The 17,251-nt window shown below is 65.3% G+C and carries 22 protein-coding genes; 16 read left to right on the forward strand and 6 right to left on the reverse strand.

The annotated features are described in order from the left end of the window. Positions 1 to 22: 22 nt before the first annotated feature. From Q0P60_RS01530 to Q0P60_RS01570, 9 genes are all read left to right on the forward strand, one after another. Positions 23 to 1,099, forward strand: coding sequence for a nitronate monooxygenase (locus Q0P60_RS01530; RefSeq protein WP_294987528.1), 1,077 nt, complete (start codon positions 23 to 25; stop codon positions 1,097 to 1,099). Beyond that, positions 1,096 to 1,908 carry an aminotransferase class IV family protein gene (locus Q0P60_RS01535; protein ID WP_294987530.1) on the forward strand — a complete coding sequence of 271 codons (813 nt, stop codon included), beginning with the start codon at positions 1,096 to 1,098 and terminating at the stop codon, positions 1,906 to 1,908. The genes Q0P60_RS01530 and Q0P60_RS01535 overlap by 4 nt, the downstream gene beginning before the upstream one ends. Positions 1,909 to 2,005: 97 nt before the next feature. Further along, the gene (gene rpsP / locus Q0P60_RS01540) at positions 2,006 to 2,266 is read left to right on the forward strand and encodes a 30S ribosomal protein S16 (RefSeq protein WP_005415733.1); all 261 of its coding nucleotides are present in this window, start codon (positions 2,006 to 2,008) and stop codon (positions 2,264 to 2,266) included. Positions 2,267 to 2,310: 44 nt separating this feature from the next. After that, on the forward strand, positions 2,311 to 2,823 hold the full coding sequence (gene rimM, locus Q0P60_RS01545; RefSeq protein WP_294987533.1) for a ribosome maturation factor RimM: 513 nt from the start codon (positions 2,311 to 2,313) through the stop codon (positions 2,821 to 2,823). An 8-nt stretch (positions 2,824 to 2,831) separates the two neighbouring features. Beyond that, positions 2,832 to 3,590: a tRNA (guanosine(37)-N1)-methyltransferase TrmD gene (gene trmD / locus Q0P60_RS01550; protein ID WP_294987535.1), complete on the forward strand. Its 759-nt coding sequence runs from the start codon at positions 2,832 to 2,834 to the stop codon at positions 3,588 to 3,590. A gap of 154 nt (positions 3,591 to 3,744) precedes the next feature. Beyond that, positions 3,745 to 4,146, forward strand: a complete 402-nt coding sequence (rplS, locus tag Q0P60_RS01555) for a 50S ribosomal protein L19 (RefSeq protein WP_053518963.1) — start codon at positions 3,745 to 3,747, stop codon at positions 4,144 to 4,146. 82 nt (positions 4,147 to 4,228) lie between these two features. Further along, positions 4,229 to 4,609: a DUF6404 family protein gene (locus Q0P60_RS01560; protein WP_294987538.1), complete on the forward strand. Its 381-nt coding sequence runs from the start codon at positions 4,229 to 4,231 to the stop codon at positions 4,607 to 4,609. A gap of 78 nt (positions 4,610 to 4,687) precedes the next feature. After that, on the forward strand, positions 4,688 to 5,122 hold the full coding sequence (locus tag Q0P60_RS01565; RefSeq protein WP_294987540.1) for a DUF1801 domain-containing protein: 435 nt from the start codon (positions 4,688 to 4,690) through the stop codon (positions 5,120 to 5,122). Between the two features lie 48 nt (positions 5,123 to 5,170). Next, entirely contained in the window at positions 5,171 to 5,578 is a 408-nt protein-coding gene (locus Q0P60_RS01570; RefSeq protein ID WP_294987542.1) for a DUF1801 domain-containing protein, read from the forward strand. 50 nt (positions 5,579 to 5,628) lie between these two features. Here Q0P60_RS01570 and Q0P60_RS01575 read toward each other — a convergent pair whose 3' ends face one another. Further along, positions 5,629 to 7,101, reverse strand: coding sequence for an MATE family efflux transporter (locus tag Q0P60_RS01575; RefSeq protein ID WP_294987544.1), 1,473 nt, complete (start codon positions 7,099 to 7,101; stop codon positions 5,629 to 5,631). A gap of 62 nt (positions 7,102 to 7,163) precedes the next feature. Here Q0P60_RS01575 and Q0P60_RS01580 point away from each other — a divergent pair, with 62 nt between their 5' ends. Together Q0P60_RS01580 and Q0P60_RS01585 are read left to right on the forward strand one after the other, a co-directional pair. After that, on the forward strand, positions 7,164 to 7,403 hold the full coding sequence (locus tag Q0P60_RS01580) for a hypothetical protein (RefSeq protein WP_294987546.1): 240 nt from the start codon (positions 7,164 to 7,166) through the stop codon (positions 7,401 to 7,403). A 9-nt stretch (positions 7,404 to 7,412) separates the two neighbouring features. Then, positions 7,413 to 7,820 carry an RNA-binding S4 domain-containing protein gene (locus Q0P60_RS01585; RefSeq protein WP_294987548.1) on the forward strand — a complete coding sequence of 136 codons (408 nt, stop codon included), beginning with the start codon at positions 7,413 to 7,415 and terminating at the stop codon, positions 7,818 to 7,820. A gap of 37 nt (positions 7,821 to 7,857) precedes the next feature. On the opposite strand, the gene Q0P60_RS01590 is transcribed toward Q0P60_RS01585, so the two are convergent. From Q0P60_RS01590 to Q0P60_RS01605, 4 genes are all read right to left on the reverse strand, one after another. After that, the gene (locus Q0P60_RS01590) at positions 7,858 to 8,460 is read right to left on the reverse strand and encodes a DUF937 domain-containing protein (protein WP_294987550.1); all 603 of its coding nucleotides are present in this window, start codon (positions 8,458 to 8,460) and stop codon (positions 7,858 to 7,860) included. Between the two features lie 108 nt (positions 8,461 to 8,568). Beyond that, entirely contained in the window at positions 8,569 to 10,080 is a 1,512-nt protein-coding gene (locus Q0P60_RS01595; protein ID WP_294987827.1) for a catalase, read from the reverse strand. Positions 10,081 to 10,427: 347 nt separating this feature from the next. Then, entirely contained in the window at positions 10,428 to 13,019 is a 2,592-nt protein-coding gene (gene mutS, locus Q0P60_RS01600; protein ID WP_294987552.1) for a DNA mismatch repair protein MutS, read from the reverse strand. A 135-nt stretch (positions 13,020 to 13,154) separates the two neighbouring features. Next, positions 13,155 to 13,547, reverse strand: a complete 393-nt coding sequence (locus tag Q0P60_RS01605) for a barstar family protein (protein ID WP_294987554.1) — start codon at positions 13,545 to 13,547, stop codon at positions 13,155 to 13,157. A gap of 256 nt (positions 13,548 to 13,803) precedes the next feature. Between Q0P60_RS01605 and Q0P60_RS01610 the strand changes: the two genes are divergently transcribed. The 4 genes from Q0P60_RS01610 to Q0P60_RS01625 all read left to right on the forward strand — a co-directional run bounded on the left by Q0P60_RS01610 (position 13,804) and on the right by Q0P60_RS01625 (position 15,763). Then, positions 13,804 to 14,196, forward strand: a complete 393-nt coding sequence (locus tag Q0P60_RS01610) for a hypothetical protein (RefSeq protein ID WP_294987556.1) — start codon at positions 13,804 to 13,806, stop codon at positions 14,194 to 14,196. A 110-nt stretch (positions 14,197 to 14,306) separates the two neighbouring features. Beyond that, positions 14,307 to 14,495 (forward strand): hypothetical protein, encoded by a 189-nt coding sequence (locus tag Q0P60_RS01615; RefSeq protein ID WP_294987558.1) that lies wholly within the window; start codon positions 14,307 to 14,309, stop codon positions 14,493 to 14,495. A 156-nt stretch (positions 14,496 to 14,651) separates the two neighbouring features. Continuing rightward, a complete protein-coding gene (locus Q0P60_RS01620) occupies positions 14,652 to 15,167 on the forward strand; it encodes a hypothetical protein (protein ID WP_294987560.1) in 516 nt (171 codons plus the stop codon). Beyond that, the gene (locus tag Q0P60_RS01625) at positions 15,164 to 15,763 is read left to right on the forward strand and encodes a hypothetical protein (protein ID WP_294987562.1); all 600 of its coding nucleotides are present in this window, start codon (positions 15,164 to 15,166) and stop codon (positions 15,761 to 15,763) included. The genes Q0P60_RS01620 and Q0P60_RS01625 overlap by 4 nt, the downstream gene beginning before the upstream one ends. A 221-nt stretch (positions 15,764 to 15,984) precedes the next feature. On the opposite strand, the gene Q0P60_RS01630 is transcribed toward Q0P60_RS01625, so the two are convergent. Continuing rightward, a complete protein-coding gene (locus tag Q0P60_RS01630; RefSeq protein ID WP_294987564.1) occupies positions 15,985 to 16,569 on the reverse strand; it encodes a hypothetical protein in 585 nt (194 codons plus the stop codon). A gap of 39 nt (positions 16,570 to 16,608) precedes the next feature. On the opposite strand from Q0P60_RS01630, the gene Q0P60_RS01635 reads away from it, so the two are divergent. Then, positions 16,609 to 16,884, forward strand: coding sequence for a DUF596 domain-containing protein (locus Q0P60_RS01635; RefSeq protein WP_294987566.1), 276 nt, complete (start codon positions 16,609 to 16,611; stop codon positions 16,882 to 16,884). Positions 16,885 to 17,251 lie beyond the last annotated feature (367 nt).

The raw sequence follows: 17,251 nt of genomic DNA on the forward strand, positions 1-17,251 counted from the left end.
CTGTCCGCAACGATGGGCCGTCATGCAGAGTTCCGCTGTAACTTCCCGCGTCGAGGCGTTCTGCCGGCGCTTTGACGTTTCCGTTCCGATCCTGCTGGCGCCGATGGCCGGTGCCTGCCCGGTGCCGTTGTCGGCCGCACTGGCCAATGCCGGCAGCATGGGGGCAATGGGCGCGGTGCTGTCGTCGTCGGCCGACATCGGCCACTGGATGCAGGATTTCCGCGCTGCCAGCAGCGGTCCGGCGCAGGTCAACCTCTGGGTGCCGGACCCGGTCCCGACCCGCGATGTTGCCGCCGAGGCCGCCAGCCGGACCTTCCTGGCGCAGTGGGGCCCGGAGGTGCCGGCCAGCGCCGCCGACGCCACGCCGGCGGATTTCGAAGAACAGTTCGCCGCGTTGCTGGCCGCGCGCCCGGCGGTGGCCTCGACCATCATGGGCGTGCTGCTGCCGCGCCACGTGCAGCAACTGAAGGACGCCGGCATTGCCTGGATCGCCTGTGCGACCACGCTGTCCGAAGCCCGCGCGGCACAGGACGCCGGTGCCGACGCGGTGGTAGCGCAGGGCATGGAGGCCGGCGGGCATCGCGGCGCGTTCGATCCGGCCATGGCCGAGCGCCAGCTGGTCGGCCTGTTCGCGCTGCTGCCACGCCTGGCCGACCACCTGCGGATTCCGGTCATTGCCGCAGGCGCAATCGCCGATGGCCGTGGCATCGCCGCCGCACTGACCCTGGGCGCCAGCGCGGTGCAGGTTGGCACCGCGTTCCTGCGCACCCCCGAAGCGGCGATCGCCTCGGCATGGGCCGATGGGCTGGCCGCCAGCGAACCGGAAGACACCTGGCCGACGCGGGCCTTCAGTGGCCGCCTGGGCCGTGGGCTGGCGACCGCGTATGTGCGGGCCGCCGCGGCCGAAAGTGCGCCGCTGCCGCGCCCGTACCCGGTGCAGCGTGGCTTGACCGCGCCGATGCGCAGGCAGGCCGTGCAGGAAAACCGCCTGGCTGCGATGCAGGCCTGGGCCGGGCAGTCGGCCTGGATGGCGCAGGCACGACCGGCCGCCGACCTGCTGCGCGACATGTGGAGCCAGGCGCAGGCCCTGCTGCGATGACGGTCACCTGCAACGGCCGGCCGGCACAGGTCGAGGATCTGCTGCCGGCGCTGGTCAACTATGGCCATTTCACTTCGCTGCAGGTGCGCGGCGGCGCCGTGCAGGGGCTGTCATTGCACCTGCAGCGGCTGTCCCTGGCGACGCAGGAACTGTTCGGCAGCGCGCTGGATGTCGCGCAGGTACAGGCGTGGATGGCGCAGGCCCTGCAGCAGGCCGGGCAGGCCGATGCTTCCCTGCGGGTGACGGTGTACTCGCGTCGCTTCGATTTCCGCAATCCGCTGGCGGCAGTGCCGGTGGATGTGCTGGTGGCGCTGAGCGCACCGGTGGCGCTGAGCGCGCCGAAACGCGTACGCAGCGTGGCCTGGCAGCGCGAACTGCCGCAGATCAAGCATGTGGGCACGTTCGGCCTGTTTGCCGAACGCCGCGCGGCGCTGGCAGCGGGGTTCGACGATGTGCTGTTTGTGACCACAGGCGGCGAAGTCAGCGAGGGCAGTACCTGGAACCTGGCCGTACACGATGGTGAACGGCTGCTCTGGCCGCAGGCGCCGGCCCTGCGCGGGACCGCCGAGGCCCTGCTGAAGCAGCACTGGCCCGGCCCGCAGCTGACCCGGCCGCTGGCGCTGGCTGAACTGGCCGGTGTGAAGGCGGCCTTTGCCTGCAACGCCAGCGGCCTGTGGGCGCTGGACGCCATCGATGGGAACGTCCTGCCGGGTTCGCAGGCATTGGCTGAACAGGGCAGGGCGGTGCTGGCGGCGGCGGCCTGGCAGGGATTGGAGGCGGATCCCCTTAGTACCGCAAGAGGGATCTGACCCCGGGCGAGCCGCTGGGGTTGGCTCGACGGGACTGTGCCGCTATAATCGCCCGCTTACCTCGCCATCCTGGCGACTGGGCAATAGGAAAAACACCATGGTCAAGATTCGACTGACCCGCGGCGGCGCCAAGAAGCGTCCGTTCTACCACATCATCGTCACCGACGTGCGCAGCGCGCGCGACGGCCGCAACATCGAGCGCGTTGGCTTCTACAACCCGGTCGCCCAGGGCGCCGAGAAGCGCATCGAGCTGGACCTGGCCCGCGTTGACCATTGGGTCAAGAACGGCGCCCAGCCGACCGACAAGGTCCGCAACCTGATCAAGGAAGCGACCAAGTCCCAGGCCGCTGCGGCCTGATCCTGACGGGCCACGCTTCGGCGTGGCCCTCTTGGTTGAAGCAGATGAAAGATATCGAGCGCCGCATCCTGCTGGGCAGGGTTGTCGGCGCTTTTGGTGTGCGCGGCGAGATCAAGCTCGAGTCCTGGACCGAGCCACGTTCCGCCATTTTCCGTTACCAGCCGTGGATCGTGCGCAGCCCGTCCGGCGTGGAAACCACGCTTGAAGGTGTCCGTGGCCGCGACAGCGGCAAGCACCTGGTGGCCCGGTTCCCCGGCGTCGAAGACCGCGATGCGGTCGAGGCGATGCGTGGCACCGAGATCTACGTTGCCCGCAGCGCGCTGCCGCCGCCGAAACCCGACGAATACTACTGGGTGGACCTGGAAGGCCTGGAGGTGAAGACCACCGAGGGCGTTGCCCTGGGCCAGGTCTCGCACCTGTTCAGCACCGGCGCCAATGATGTGGTGGTGGTGCGTGGTGACCGCGAGCGGATGATTCCGTTCGTGCAGCCGGACTTCGTGGTGTCCGTCGATTTCGAGGCCAACCTGGTCGTGGTCGACTGGGATCCCGAGTTCTGAGTGTGAGCATGCGTTTCGACGTCATCACCCTGTTCCCCGAGTTCCTCGCCCAGTCCGCTGGATTGGGCGTGGTCGGGCGTGCGCAGGAGAAGGGGTTGTTCAGCCTGCACGGCTGGAATCCCCGTGACTACGCCGAGGGCAACTACCGCCGGGTCGACGACCGTCCGTTTGGCGGCGGCCCGGGCATGGTGATGCTGATCGAGCCACTGCAGGCCTGCCTGCAGGCGATCCGCGATGCTGATCCGACCCCGGCGCGGGTGACCTATCTCAGCCCGCAGGGCGCGCCGTTGACCCAGGCCAAGGTGCGGGAACTGGCGGCGCTGCCGCGCATGGTCCTGCTCTGCGGTCGCTACGAGGGCATCGACGAGCGCTTCCTGGAAGCCAATGTGGACGAGGAGATCTCGCTCGGCGATTACGTGCTGTCCGGTGGTGAACTGGGCGCGGCGGTGATCATCGACGCCGTGGCCCGCCTGCAGGACGGTGCCCTGAACGATGCTGAATCGGCAGCGCAGGACAGCTTCGAAGGGGACCTCGGCCTGCTCGACTGCCCGCATTACAGCCAGCCGGCCCAGCACCCGCTGGGCGACGTGCCGGACGTGCTGCGTTCAGGCAATCATGCGGCCATCGCCGCCTGGCGCCGCCAGCAGTCGCTGCTGCGTACCGCGCAGCGGCGCCCGGACCTGCTGGATGAACAGGCGCTGGGCAAGGCCGACCGCACCTTGCTGGACCTGGCCCGCCAGGCCCGCACACAGAAGGCCAGCCCCTAGCGCAGGGCTGGCTTTATCGGCTATCATGGCCAATTCCCGCCAGCTCCGGCCGGCGCGCGCAGTACCCAAAACAAACGTGCAGCACAGTCCGGTGACTGCATGAGCCTACGTTGTCGAAACGACACGCCCACCCGAACAAGAATCGGTGTAACCCATGAGCAAGCTGAACAAGTCCATCGTCGCGGAATTCGAATCCGCCCAGATCACCCGCGAACTGCCGAAGTTCAGCCAGGGCGACACCGTTGTCGTCAACGTGAAGGTGAAGGAAGGCAACCGTGAGCGCGTGCAGGCCTACGAAGGCGTTGTGATCGGCACCAAGAATGCCGGCCTGAACTCCTCGTTCACCGTCCGCAAGATCTCGCACGGCTACGGCGTCGAGCGCGTTTTCCAGACCCACAGCGCCATCATCGACTCGGTCGAAGTGAAGCGCCGCGGTAAGGTCCGCGCCGGCAAGCTGTACTACCTGCGTGGCCTGGAAGGCAAGGCTGCCCGCATCAAGGAAGACCTGGCTGCCGCTGCGCAGGCCAAGGCTGCCCGTCTGGCCGAAAAGGCCTGATAAACAACTTCGGTTGTTGCCGCGACGGCCACCTTCGGGTGGCCGTTTGCGTTTCAGTCATTGCATCGGCCACGATTCGGCAATGAATGACATCCATCCGCGCTATCCCGCCGAGATCCAGGCGGCGCTGCGCTTCCTCGATGGCAGGGGGCTGGCGCGCGTGCAGTCGGCGCCGTTGCTGCACCGCCTGCTGTGGCGCATGGGCATCGCCCTGCCACCACCGATCCTGGCCGGCTTCGGCATCAATGCGCTGGTGCAGGGCCTGCTGTTCGGACTGTTCTGGACCGGCCTGATGTGGCTGATGCTGTGGCAGGGCAGTCAGCGCCCGCTGTTCCTGCTGCTGGTCGCCGGGCTGCTGGCCGGCGCCCTGTTTGGCGTCGTGATGGCAGCCCTGATGCGCTCGCTGCGCCGCCACCGCCGATTGCCGGACTGGAAGCAGTTCCTGGCCGGGCAGGTGCGATGAGTCGATGGCGCACTGCGCCGTGACCGGCCCCGGGCGCCGCGCTAGGCTGCGCGTTCCTGCCGATGGAGGTGCCGTGCGATGCCTGCCAAGCGAACCGCACCTTCCGCCGCGCCGCGGCTGCTGGCGGGCGGCAACCCGCAGATCGCCAAGGGCGAGGGCGACGCCACGGTGCAGGCCTATATCGCAGCGATGCCGGGCTGGAAGCGGCCACTCGGTGCACGCCTGGATGCGCTGATCGGGCAGGCCGTGCCGGGCGTGCACAAGGCGGTGAAGTGGAACTCGCCGATGTATGCAGTCGCGCCGGGCAAAGGCTGGTTCCTCAGCTTCCATTGCTTCACCCGCTACATCAAGGTGGCCTTCTTCCGCGGCGCGGCGCTGAAGCCGACACCGCCGGAGCCGTCCAAAAGTGCTGACACGCGCTACCTGCACATCCATGAGGATGGTGGGCTGGATGAGGGGCAGTTCCTCGATTGGGTGCGCCAGGCGGCGGCACTGCCTGGTGAACGCATGTAGTTAATCATGTAATCCGGCATTCCTGTTTCTTTCTGACGAGGGCTTGTAATGACCCGCCATGCGCCGAATCCTGCTGATGCCGTAACGTCGGCAGCGGAACTGATCGATGCACGCATCGTCGAGCTGGGGGACTGGCGTGGGGAAGCGCTCGCGCAGGTGCGCGCACTGATCCATGCCGCGCTGCCGGACGTGCAGGAAACCTGGAAATGGCGCGGTACGCCGGTGTGGGAGCACAACGGCATCCTGTGCACCGGCGAGGCCTACAGGCAGGCGGTGAAGCTGACCTTCGCCCAGGGCGCGGCTTTGCCTGACCCGAAGGGGTTGTTCAATGCCAGCCTGGAAGGCAACACCCGGCGCGCGATCGACATCCATGAGGGCACGATGCCCAATGCTGCGGCATTCAAGGCATTGCTGCGCGAGGCCGCGAAGTTCAACGCGGCAAGAAAAAAGCGCTGACCACCTCTCCCGTAGCGCCGAGACACGCTCGGCTGAACCCACCCGCAGGTTCACCCTGGCCGCGATGTATCCAACGCGGCATCCGGGTCGGCGACCGGTGATGGCGGGCACGCCGGAATCTCCGAGGGCGTAGCCAGTTCCTCGGCGTGCGAAGGCTTGTCCATCATCTTCGCCTTGCGCCAGCCGCCCCAGCGGTAGTACGCCAGCGACAGCAGCATCGACACCAGCGAGCTGACCGGGAAACTCCACCAGATCGCATCGGCGCCCCAGTACGGCTGCAGCAGTTCGGCGAACGGTACGCGCACGCCCCACAGCGAGCCGGCCAGGATCAGCAGCGGCGGAATCACCGCACCGGTGGAGCGCACCACGCCGGAGATCACGAAGCTGACGCCGAAGAAGAGGAACGAGCCGATCACCACGTGGTTGAGGTGGCGGGCAATATCCAGCGCCTGGCTGGCCGGTGGCAGGAACAGCGCCAGCAGCTGGCGATCGAACACCACCAGCGGCAGGATCAGCGCGCCGGTCAGCAGGAAGTTGAACAGCACGCCCTGGCGGGCGGTGCCGCGCACGCGGTCCCAGCGCTGCGCGCCGACGTTCTGCGCAGCCATCGACGAGCATGCGGCACCGATCGCCATCGCCGGCATCTGCAGGTAGTTCCACAGCTGCAGCGCGGCACCGTAACCGGCACCGGTAGCGGTGCCGTACTGGTTGACCATGGTCATCAGCAGGATCACCGACAGCGAGATCAGCACCATCTGCAGGCCCATCGGCACGCCCTTGACCACCAGCGCCTTGAGGATGGCGAAGTCGAGCTTGAACAGGCGCATGTCGGCGCGGCCCAGCCACAGCGTGTGGCGCTTGTGCCGCATGTACAGCAGCAGGCCGGCCAGCGACAGTGTCTGCGCGATGAGTGTGGCCCAGGCCGAACCGGCGATGCGCAGCGCGGGGAACGGCCCCATGCCGAAGATCAGCACCGGGTTCAGCACGATATCCAGTGCCACCGACACCATCAGGAAACGGAAGGGCGTGCGCGAATCACCGGCACCGCGCAGCGCAGCGGTGAGGAAGGCGAAGGCATACAGCGTCGGCATCGCCAGGAAGATGATCTGAAGATAGGCCTCGGCCAGCGGCAGCGAGGCCGCGGGCGTACCCATCGCCGCCAGCAGCGGATGCGCCATGAACCAGCCGGCGATGGCGATGATCACCGACAGCCCGATGAAGAAGGTGGCACTGGTGCCGACCACCCGCCGCGCCTGCGCGATGTCGCGCGCGCCGATGGCCTGGCCGATCAGGATGGTCGAGGCCATGCCGAAGCCGAACACCGAGCCGATCAGGAAGAACATGATGTTGTTGGCGTTCGCGGTGGCGGTCAGGGCCGCCTCGCCGAGGAAGCGCCCCACCCATACCGCATTCACCGAACCGTTCAGCGACTGCGCGATGTTGCCGGCCAGGATCGGCAGGGAAAACAGCAGGAGATTGCGGCCGATCGGGCCGGCGGTCAGGTCAAGCGGCGCTTTGGCCATGGAGTGGTGATCGAATCCCGGGAGGCGCACACTAGCACCAAGCCGGTTTGCAGGATGTGGCAATGCATCAACCACTGCAGGTGAAGCGGAACCTGGCGCTGGCCTTGATCGGCGCCCTGTTGGCCGCATGTTCGACGGGTGACCGGCTGGGCGATACCCAGGTGCGGCCGACCGACCGTCCGGAGTGCCTGGTCGGCAGTCAGCGCAAGGACCTGTCCGCCGGCGTACCGACCCTGATCGGGGGCAGCGGTTGCCGCACCGACCCCGACCACCCGCGCCCCCTGAACAAGCCAACGGAGTAGTACGCCCCGATGCACGAGCTTTCCGCGCTGTCGCCCAGTGTCCGCCTGGACATCTGGCTGTGGGCGGCCCGTTTCTTCAAGACCCGCAGCCTGGCCAAGCAGGCCATCGAGACCGGCAAGGTCAGCGTCGCCGGCCAGCGTCCGAAATCCTCGCGCGCGGTGCGCGTCGGCGAGCAGCTGCAGGTCGACCGCGGCGAGGAGCATTTCGAGATCCAGGTGCTGGGCCTGAGCGATCAGCGCGGGCCTGCACCGGCAGCGCAGCAGCTGTATGCCGAAAGCGAGGCTTCCAAGGCGCGCCGTGCCGAACAGAGGGCGCTGCGCATTGCCGCACGCGATGGCTTCCAGCCGCCGGAGCACAAGCCGGACAAACGCGCGCGGCGGTTGATCCGCGCGTTGGGTGATATCGACGCGTTGTAACCGGTCGCCGGACCAGGCCCGGCGACCGCCTGCTTGATCAGCGCTTGCTGCCCAGCAGGTTGCCACCCAGCTTGAGCAGGTCGCTCATGCCGAACTGGCCGTCGCCGTCCTGGTCCAGCACGCTGCCGAGCAGGCCGCCGGCAATGCCGCCCTGCTGCTGCACCTGCTGCTTTTCCTGGCCGAGCGCCTGGCTGAGCGCGCCGGCATCGGCCTGGCCGCCGCCGAGGCGCTGGGCGAGGAAGGCCATCACGATCGGCGCGAGGATCTGCAGCAACTGGCTGGTGCGGCCGCTGTCGAGCTGGGTGGCCTGCGCCAGGCCGGTTTCCACCTTCTGCTGGCTGCCACCAAAGATATGGCCGAGGATGCCGGCGCCATCGCTGGCGGCACCGCCGCCACCGCCGCCCAGCACCGAGCCGAGCACGCTGCCCAGGTCCAGTCCGCTGTGGTTGGTCTGCAGAGCACCCAGCAGGGCCTGCGCGCCCTGCGGCTGCGACGCGTTGTTGCCCAGCGCGCCCATCAGTACCGGCAGCGCGGCGCTGATCGCACCGGAGGCCTGGGTGTCGCTGATGCCGAGCTGCTGCGAGACCTGCTGCAGCGGGGCGCCTTGCAGCTTGGCGAGAAGTTCATCGGTCAGGCTCATCAGGGGAATCCTCGATTGGAGTTGGGCGTGCAGAAGGTACGACGGCGGCCGTTAAAACGGCGACGCCGCCTCACCAGGAGGCGGCGTGCCGTACACGGGGGAGGGCGATCAGAGCTCGATGTCTTCGGCGCCCGGGGTTGCGGTGGGGAAGTCCGCTTCCGGCTGTGCCGGCTTGAACGGGTCCGACGGCTGGCTGGCCAGTGCCTTCAGCGCGGCAGCGACGCCGGCGCCGTAGGCCGGGTCGGCCTTGCTGCAGTTGTCGATGTGGCGCTGCTTGATGAAGTCCGGCGCGTCGCCGAGGGCGCGGGCGGTGTTGGCGAACAGGCGATCCTTCTGGGCCTGGTTGTAGCTGCGGAACAGCGCGCCGGGCTGGCTGAAGTAGTCGGCGTCATCCTCGCGGAAGTTCCAGAAGTCGGCATCGCCGCGGATCTTCATCGGCGGTTCGCGGTACTCCGGCTGCTCCTGCCACTGGCCGTAGCTGTTCGGCTCGTAGTGCGGCAGGCCGCCGTAGTTGCCATCCACGCGCATCGCACCATCGCGGTGGTTGCTGTGCACCGGGCAGCGCGCCGCGTTGACCGGAATCTGGTGGTGGTTCACGCCCAGGCGGTAGCGCTGCGCATCGGAGTAGGCGAACAGGCGTGCCTGCAGCATCTTGTCCGGCGACGGGCCGATACCCGGCACCAGGTTGCTCGGTGCGAACGCCGACTGCTCCACGTCCTGGTACCAGTTGACCGGGTTGCGGTTCAGTTCGAACTGGCCCACTTCGATCAGCGGGTAGTCGCTCTTCGGCCACACCTTGGTCAGGTCGAACGGATGCACGCGGTAGGTTTCCGCGTCCAGTTCCGGCATGACCTGGATGAACAGCTTCCACTTCGGGAAGTCGCCCTTTTCGATCGCGGCGAACAGATCGCGGCCGTGGCTCTCGCGGTCATGGCCGACCAGGATCTGCGCCTGTGCGTCGGTGAGCGATTCGATGCCCTGCTGGCTGACGAAATGGAACTTGACCCAGAAGCGTTCGCCATCGGCATTGGTGAAGCTGTAGGTATGCGAGCCGAAGCCGTGCATGTGGCGGAAGCTGCGCGGGATGCCGCGGTCGCTCATCACCACGGTGACCTGCAGCAGGGCCTCGGGCAGCAGGGTCCAGAAGTCCCAGTTGTTGCGCGCGCTGCGCAGGTTGGTATGCGGGTCGCGCTTGACCGCCTTGTTGAGGTCGGCGAACTTGCGCGGGTCGCGCAGGAAGAACACCGGCGTGTTGTTGCCGACCAGGTCCCAGTTGCCTTCTTCGGTGTAGAACTTCAGCGCGAAGCCGCGGATGTCACGCTCGGCATCGGCGGCGCCACGCTCACCCGCCACGGTGGTGAAGCGGGCGAACATCTCGGTCTGCTTGCCGACCTTCTCGAACAGCTTGGCACGGGTGTACTTGCTGATGTCGTGGGTGACGGTGAAGGTACCGAACGCGCCCGAGCCCTTGGCGTGCATGCGGCGCTCGGGAATGATCTCGCGGTTGAGGTTGGCCAGCTTTTCCAGCAGCCAGACATCTTCCATCAGCAGCGGGCCGCGCGGCCCGGCGGTCTTGCTGTTCTGGTTGTCCACCACCGGCGCGCCGAAGGCCGTGGTCATCGGCGTGACCGGATCGTCGCCGTGCTTCTGCTTCGGCGTGGTGCTGAGCTCGCGCTGCTGCTGTGCGCCCTGCTCAGGCGACGGTGCGCTGTGATACGGGCACTTGGCGTTGTTGTTGTCGGACTGGCTCATTGGCTGGCTCCTGGTGGCGGTGAAGACGTGGGAAACATCTTCACTCGACTTTAGCTATGGCCAGATGAAATGAATAATCGAATGATCCGTTCAGGTTGATAGTTTGGGCCTATCGAAAGGCGTGATCGCATTCGCCTGGCCTTTCGATTGGCGCGGCGCTGCAACCGACAGCCAGGGCCTCCTGCAGGGCGTCGGGAGGCCCACCGGGCGCGGTCCTACAGCAGCGCCTTCAGCCGGTACAGCGCTTCCAGCGCCTGTTTCGGCGTCAGCTCGTCGGGCTCGATGGCCGCCAGCGCTTCCTGTGCCTTGCTGGCGGGGGCACTGAACAGGCCGAACTGCTGCGGCGCATCCAGTGCCTGCGGCGCCAGCTCGGCGGCGTGGCTTTCACCGCCGCGCTGTTCCAGTTCGGCCAGGCGGCGGCGCGCCTGCGCCACGGTGGCGCGCGGCAGGCCGGCCAATGCAGCCACCTGCAGGCCGAAGCTGCGGTTGGCCGGCCCGTCCTTCACTGCGTGCATGAACACCAGCGCTTCGCCATGCTCGACCGCGTCCAGGTGCACGTTGGCGATGCCGCTGCGGCCGCCTTCGTGCTGCTCGTCGGCCAGCGCGGTCAGTTCGAAGTAGTGGGTGGCGAACAGCGTGTAGCAGCGGTTCTGGTAGGCAAGGTGGCGCGCCACCGCGTCGGCCAGGGCCAGGCCGTCATAGGTGGAGGTGCCGCGGCCGATCTCGTCCATCAGCACCAGCGAATGGGCGGTGGCGTGATGCAGGATGTAGCTGGTCTCGGCCATCTCGACCATGAAGGTCGACTGCCCGCGGGCGAGGTCGTCGCCGGCGCCGATACGGGTCAGGATGCGGTCGATCGGGCCGATCAGCGCACGGCTGGCCGGCACGAAGCTGCCGATGTGGGCCAGCAGCACGATCAGCGCGTTCTGCCGCATGTAGGTCGACTTGCCGCCCATGTTCGGGCCGGTGATGACCAGCATGCGACGGTCCGGATGCAGGTCCAGGTCGTTCGGTTCGAACGGCTGCTCGCGCACCGCCTCGACCACCGGGTGGCGGCCGCGCTCGATCTTCAGGCAGGGCTCGGCCTGCAGCTCCGGGCGTGCCCAGTCCAGCGCCTGTGCGCGTTCGGCGAAGGCCGCCAGCACGTCCAGTTCGCTCAGCGCGGCGGCGCACTGCTTCAGCGGTTCCAGCTGCGCGCCGAGGGTATCCAGCAGTTGCTCGTAGAGGTACTTCTCACGCGACAGCGAGCGGTCGCGCGCGGACAGTACCTTGTCCTCGAATGCCTTCAGTTCTTCGGTGATGTAGCGCTCGGCATTGGTCAGCGTCTGCCGGCGGGTGTAGTGCACCGGTGCGCGGTCGGACTGGCCCTTGCTGATCTCGATGTAGTAGCCGTGCACGCGGTTGTAGCCCACCTTCAGGGTGGGAATGCCGCTGCTCTCGCGCTCGCGCAGTTCCAGATCGACCAGGAACTGGTCGGCGTGGGTGGACAGGCGGCGCAGTTCGTCCAGCTCTTCATCGAAGCCGTCGGCCAGCACGCCGCCATCGCTCAGCTTCAGTGGCGGCATCTCGGCGATTGCGCTGGCCAGCAGCTGCGCGCATGCGTCATGTTCACCCAGCGCAGCATGCAGCGCCTGCAGGCGCGGCGAATCCAGCGGCGCCAGCACCTCGCGCACGGCTGGCAGCAGGCCCAGGCCATCGCGCAGGGTCGAGAAATCACGCGGTCGCGCCGAGCGCAGCGCGACGCGGGTAAGGATGCGTTCCAGGTCGCCGAGGCGGCGGAACTGCTCGCGGATGTCGGCATCGCTGCCGCGGTCGATCAGGGTTTCCACGGCATGGTGACGCTGCACCAGCACCTCGCGCAGGCGCAGGGGACGGTGCAGCCAGCGCCGCAGCAGGCGGCCGCCCATCGGCGTCACCGTGCTGTCGAGCACGCCCAGCAGGGTGTTGCGGGTATCGCCGTCGACGCGCGTATCCAGTTCCAGGTGGCGGCGGGTGGCGGCGTTCATCGCGATGGCCTCGCCGGCGGTTTCCATCGCGATCGAGGTCAGGTGCGGCAGGCGCTGCTTCTGGGTTTCCTCGACATAGCCGAGCAGGGCGCCGGCCGCAGCGGTGGCGCGCGGCTTGTCGTCGATGCCGAAGCCGCTCAGGTCATGCAGCTTGAAGAAGTTCAGCAGCTGGCGGCGGCCGCTGTCGGCGTCGAACAGCCACGGCGCCCGGCGGCGCACGCCGGTGCGCTGGCGCAGGAAGTCGGGCCAGTTCTCCTCGTCGGGGACCAGCAGCTCGGCCGGTTCCAGCCGTGCCAGCTCGGCTTCCAGTGCGTCGTCGGTTTCCACTTCGTTGACCAGGAAGCGGCCACCGGCCAGGTCGGCCCAGGCCAGGCCGTAGCCCTGCTTGCTGCGCGACAGCGCCATCAACAGGGTGTCGCGGCGCTCGTCCAGCAGCGCCTCATCGGTGACGGTGCCGGGGGTGACAATGCGCACCACCTTGCGTTCGACCAGGCCCTTGGCCAGTGCCGGGTCGCCGATCTGCTCGCAGATCGCCACCGATTCACCCAGGGCGACCAATCGCGCCAGGTAGCCCTCGTAGGCATGCACCGGCACGCCGGCCATCGGGATCGGCGCACCGCCGGAACTGCCGCGCTGGGTCAGGGTGATGTCGAGCAGGCGTGCGGCCTTGCGCGCATCGTCGTAGAACAGCTCGTAGAAGTCGCCCATGCGGAAGAACAGCAGCAGGTCCGGATACTCGGACTTGGCTGCGAAGAACTGCTTCATCAGCGGCGTGTGTTCGGCGGACTTGTCTTTGGACATGGCACTCGTGGATCAGGGCATCCGGCCGCGCCGGAAGGCAGCGGCAGCGGAGCAGGTACAGGGCCGTCCATGGTAACTGCTGGGGCCGTGTGCCGCCGCAGCCCCAGGCGCACGGCGCCGGCGCGGGGAGCGCCGTCAGGCCGGGACCAGGGTGATCTGCCGGTGGCTGGCGAAGATCTCCATCACGATCTCGAAGTAGGTCTGGCCCTCGCCCCGTTGCAGGGCGTCCAGCTGGCGGGCAATGGCCTGCGGGTTGAAGCCGGCGGGCGCCTGCAGTTTGGCCTGCAGCCAGCGACGGGTGGCATCGGTGCCCAAGGCGCTGCGGCTGTGCGCGATGCCACGCCAGACCACCGTGGCCTGGGCGTGGCCGTTCAGCACGCCATATGCGCCATGCAGCAGGTCATCCAGTGCGTCCAGGCTCGGTCCGAGCTGCCAGTCCTCGCCGGCCATGAACACGCGGTTGATCTCCGCGTACAGGCTGGGGATGTCATGGATGGCGCTGCCTTCGATCTGCAGGATGAGTGTCATGCGCCCACTGTAGCGGTGCCGGCGGCAGTCTGCTGACCGTCATTGAAGCAATCAGGACCGGGAGTGGGCCGGAAGCGCTTGACCATGGCATGGGGCTACGCATGGAAATCGTATTATGTGCGGATCCTGCGCGGTGGGGTGTTGGCTGATCTGTCCACGTTGTGAGCAAGGTGAAGTGCTTGAGGCTCACCTCAAGCAGGAGTGGGCACTTCGGCGGGCGACTCGCGTGGCTCCGATAAACGGATTTGGGTGATATGTGGATTCCTTCCAGTTTTCGATTGAGCGCTTTCTGAGCGTTGATGATGTGCGCGCGGTGCTGTCGGAGTCGCTGGGTGTGCCGCAATCAATTGTGTTCGATTCTGATGCGTATTGGGATCACGCGCAGATTGAGGGGGCGGTGGGGATATGGGTCATGCATGATGACGGCCCGTTCAAGACCATCGTCAATGCCTATAGCGGCTTGAATCTAAGCGATGAGGAGCTCGGGCGTCTGGCCATTCGGATGGCGCCGAAGTTCGAGTCAGGGGTTCTGGTCGGGGATCACTTCAGTAATGCTCCTGATCTGGAGGGGCGCTTTGCTGTCTGCTATCCGGACGGGAGTTTGAGATTTGGGTATGAAGTGGAGGGGGCTATTGAGTTCTTTGAATGATCGATCCTTTGCGTTCTGCGCGCCGCGATTTCCCAACGTTGACCTGCTGGATAGTCGGAATGCCCGGCCTGGTGTGTTTGATCTGAATCTGACAGTGAGGGGGATGGATGTTGAGTGAGCCTTCCTGGGTGGTTCGTGGCAAGACGATCAGAGGTTTGATTGATGAGCTCATGACCTTCGATGATCTGGACATGCAGGTGGAGATCTCCGTTGATGGCGGTGATACCGTTCGGCCCATAAGCCTGGTTGGGCAGGATGAAGGGAAGTGCGTGCTGTTCTATTTCGGCGCTGACGCTTGATGCTGGGCTTTTTCTCAATGTGTCCTTCTTCAACTATTCCTCGGAATCTTGGCCCTGATTGACGTCGCCTCGGCGCTGAATTGAATGGAGAGTCATCAGGCGAGTGGCAGGGAATCGCCGCAATGGGGTCCGAGCAGGCTGTGCAAGGCGACAGCAATGACTGCGATGCCTTCAAAGAACAGGAGGCGTGTAATGGGAACTGGATATGTGGTCGTGCTGAACGCTGGTGAGACGATTCCCGAGAGGAATTCCCTGGTCCATCAGGCCTGGGGTGATGTTCCGTTCTCGTACTTTCAGGGCCACGAAAGCATGGCTGAAAGCGAATTTCTTGACCTGAAGGTCAACAAATGGGAGATCAATGCCGAGTGGAGCCGGAACCCGGACGGCGAGCTGTGGATCAGGATTGAGATAGTGAGGGAGGCGCGGGTTGCAGAATGGCTTGCGACCCATGGCCTGGCATGGATGGCCGGGATGGGTGGGGTCTTGCTCATCGCCGAGATGGATGAGGGGGGCGGTGAACTTGACGAAATTCTGTTAGCCCGTCTCGTGTCGGTTCTTAGTCCGGGCAATAGGGCTTTCCTCTGGTGTAATGGGCTTCATGAGATTGATGGCGAGTACATTTCACGTCTTCCTTCCCGGGAGGACGTTCTCGAGCGATTGCGCCGCTGTTGATTGTCGCAGTCTGCGCAGTTGTTCTGGATCTGCTTGAACTGGATGCTTGCAGCGGAAGTGTTGAGGTTGTTTTCTTTTCGGGGTTGAATGGCATGGTCATGAGTGCGGTCTTCTTTCCATGCTGGGACGGTGACAGGTACGTTGTCTCATGTGATGAGCGGGTTGCCGATTCGGGCTCCGTGGCATACGGTCAGGGATCCGGTGCTGGGGAGATCGCCGCCTGGTTGGACGGTGATTTTGGCTGTCTTGGAAGAGGCAGTGAGCAGCGCACCCGAGGATCATTCGACGCCGTGGCGTCTGATGCCAAAGGAGGGAGCTGCGTCCACTTTGGCGAAGGGCATGTCGTCCTCCGCGTACGAGACCTGTTCCTGGTGTTCTCCAGGTGGAACAGGAACAACGTTGCTCTGTTGAACAAAACGCAGATTGTCAGCGTTCTGGACCTGTACGCGTCTTTCCGAAGTGTCAATCCGCGGAGGAGGGAACGTCCGCCGGCGCCGTTCGAGTTCGAGTTCGAGGCCGAGGGCGACGATGCAATCCGTCGCTTCGCGGATGCGGGCGGCGATGTCGCAAGGCTCGAGGACGGCTTCAGTGCCTGATCTGAAAAAGGTAGGCAGAACGTGCGCTTGTCCAGAGCCGGAGCGCTGCGATGGCTCTGGTTTGTGCTGGTTGCTTGGGTGTTTCCCAAACAGGAAACGTCGTCCTTTCGAGCCAGGTCAAGAAGTATCTGAAGAAGAGCAATGAAGGGTTTTCGAATCAGTTCCGGAGTCAGTACTGAATGGATGTGCGCAGCGGGTGATGGGCATGCGCGATGTGAAGATCATTGGGTTGCTTTCGGAAGTGATGGTGAACAATGCTTGATGCCTGGTTGGATAGTTCGGATGCCCGGGATTTCGTTGAGAGGGTCCGGCTCCTTGATGTGGATGTGATCTGGTGGAACAGCTTTGACTATCTTCCCCATCTCTCGTTCGAGGAAAGGAAGCAGTTCTTTCATGTAGGGTTGAGCACGGTTCTGCAGGACGGCGAGGTCAGGCTCGAAGATGCTGATGGCCTCTGGTCCGGTGCTGTAGATGAGCAGGTTGAGCGGTTCATGGCGGCTTGGCCGCCTGAGACGGACTGGGATCCGGATATGTTCTGGATTGCCAAGCCGGGATACGGCTGGGTTCCCGGCGGCTTTGTCTGGAGACTGGAGGGCGGTGGCCACTTCAGTCCATAGCTGCGCCATTCGGTTGACCCATTGCGTGCGCTGGGCTGAACGCCGAGAGCGAACACACTGCAACGCCTTGGCGCCGCGCCAGCAGGTGTGCTGCGAACCGCTGATAGCAAGAAACCGGTTGTTGATGGGGATGACGTCGTGGAAAGACGTGATGGAGTGCTGTCTGAGGTGATCAGGAATGTTCTTCATTACTCCTATGGCTATTCCATGGGAGCACTGTGGATCAACATGAATGTTGAGCTGGAGGGGTGTGACATCAGCTTCGAGCTGCAGACGGAAGGGTTCTTTTCGATGCTGAAGATGCTGATGATGGACGGCAAGGTGAAGCTGGCTGCGCAAGGGGTCTTTGCTGATGGGGATGTCGATACGCAGTTGGGTGTGCTTCGCCGGGCCTGGCCGGCCGTGAGAGAACAGGCAGATCTCGATGAGTACGGATTCTGGTTCCTTGCCGATGCGCCGTTTGGGTTGGTGTGGATGACACCTGAAGGCGACGTCTGGACCTGAGATGCCTGACGTCGCTGCCGCTTTCCAGGCGCGCTCGTGATCGGTATTGAATGCCGGAGGTTGATTGTTTCTGTGGCTGATCGTTGGAAACTCTTCGGTGCAGGCTTCACCAGCCATCCTGTGAGTGCTGACGCATGCGCTTTCTGGTCACCCGTCGGGGTCCGGATCGCGCAGCCAGATTCGTGAACTGCATGTGATGATAATCGCCGGTTCTACGCTTTATCGATATGTCGGAAAGATATAGCGCTTCCTGTTGCGGGTGTATTTCACGCCTGTATGCACAGTTCCATATTTTTGGATCGATATAATAATATCCGTCCATAAAGTTTCCCTGGCGCGCGCCGCCACCGATCGTACGGCCACGATC

The organism is uncultured Stenotrophomonas sp. (genome assembly GCF_945952405.1).
Classification (GTDB): Bacteria; Pseudomonadota; Gammaproteobacteria; order Xanthomonadales; family Xanthomonadaceae; genus Stenotrophomonas.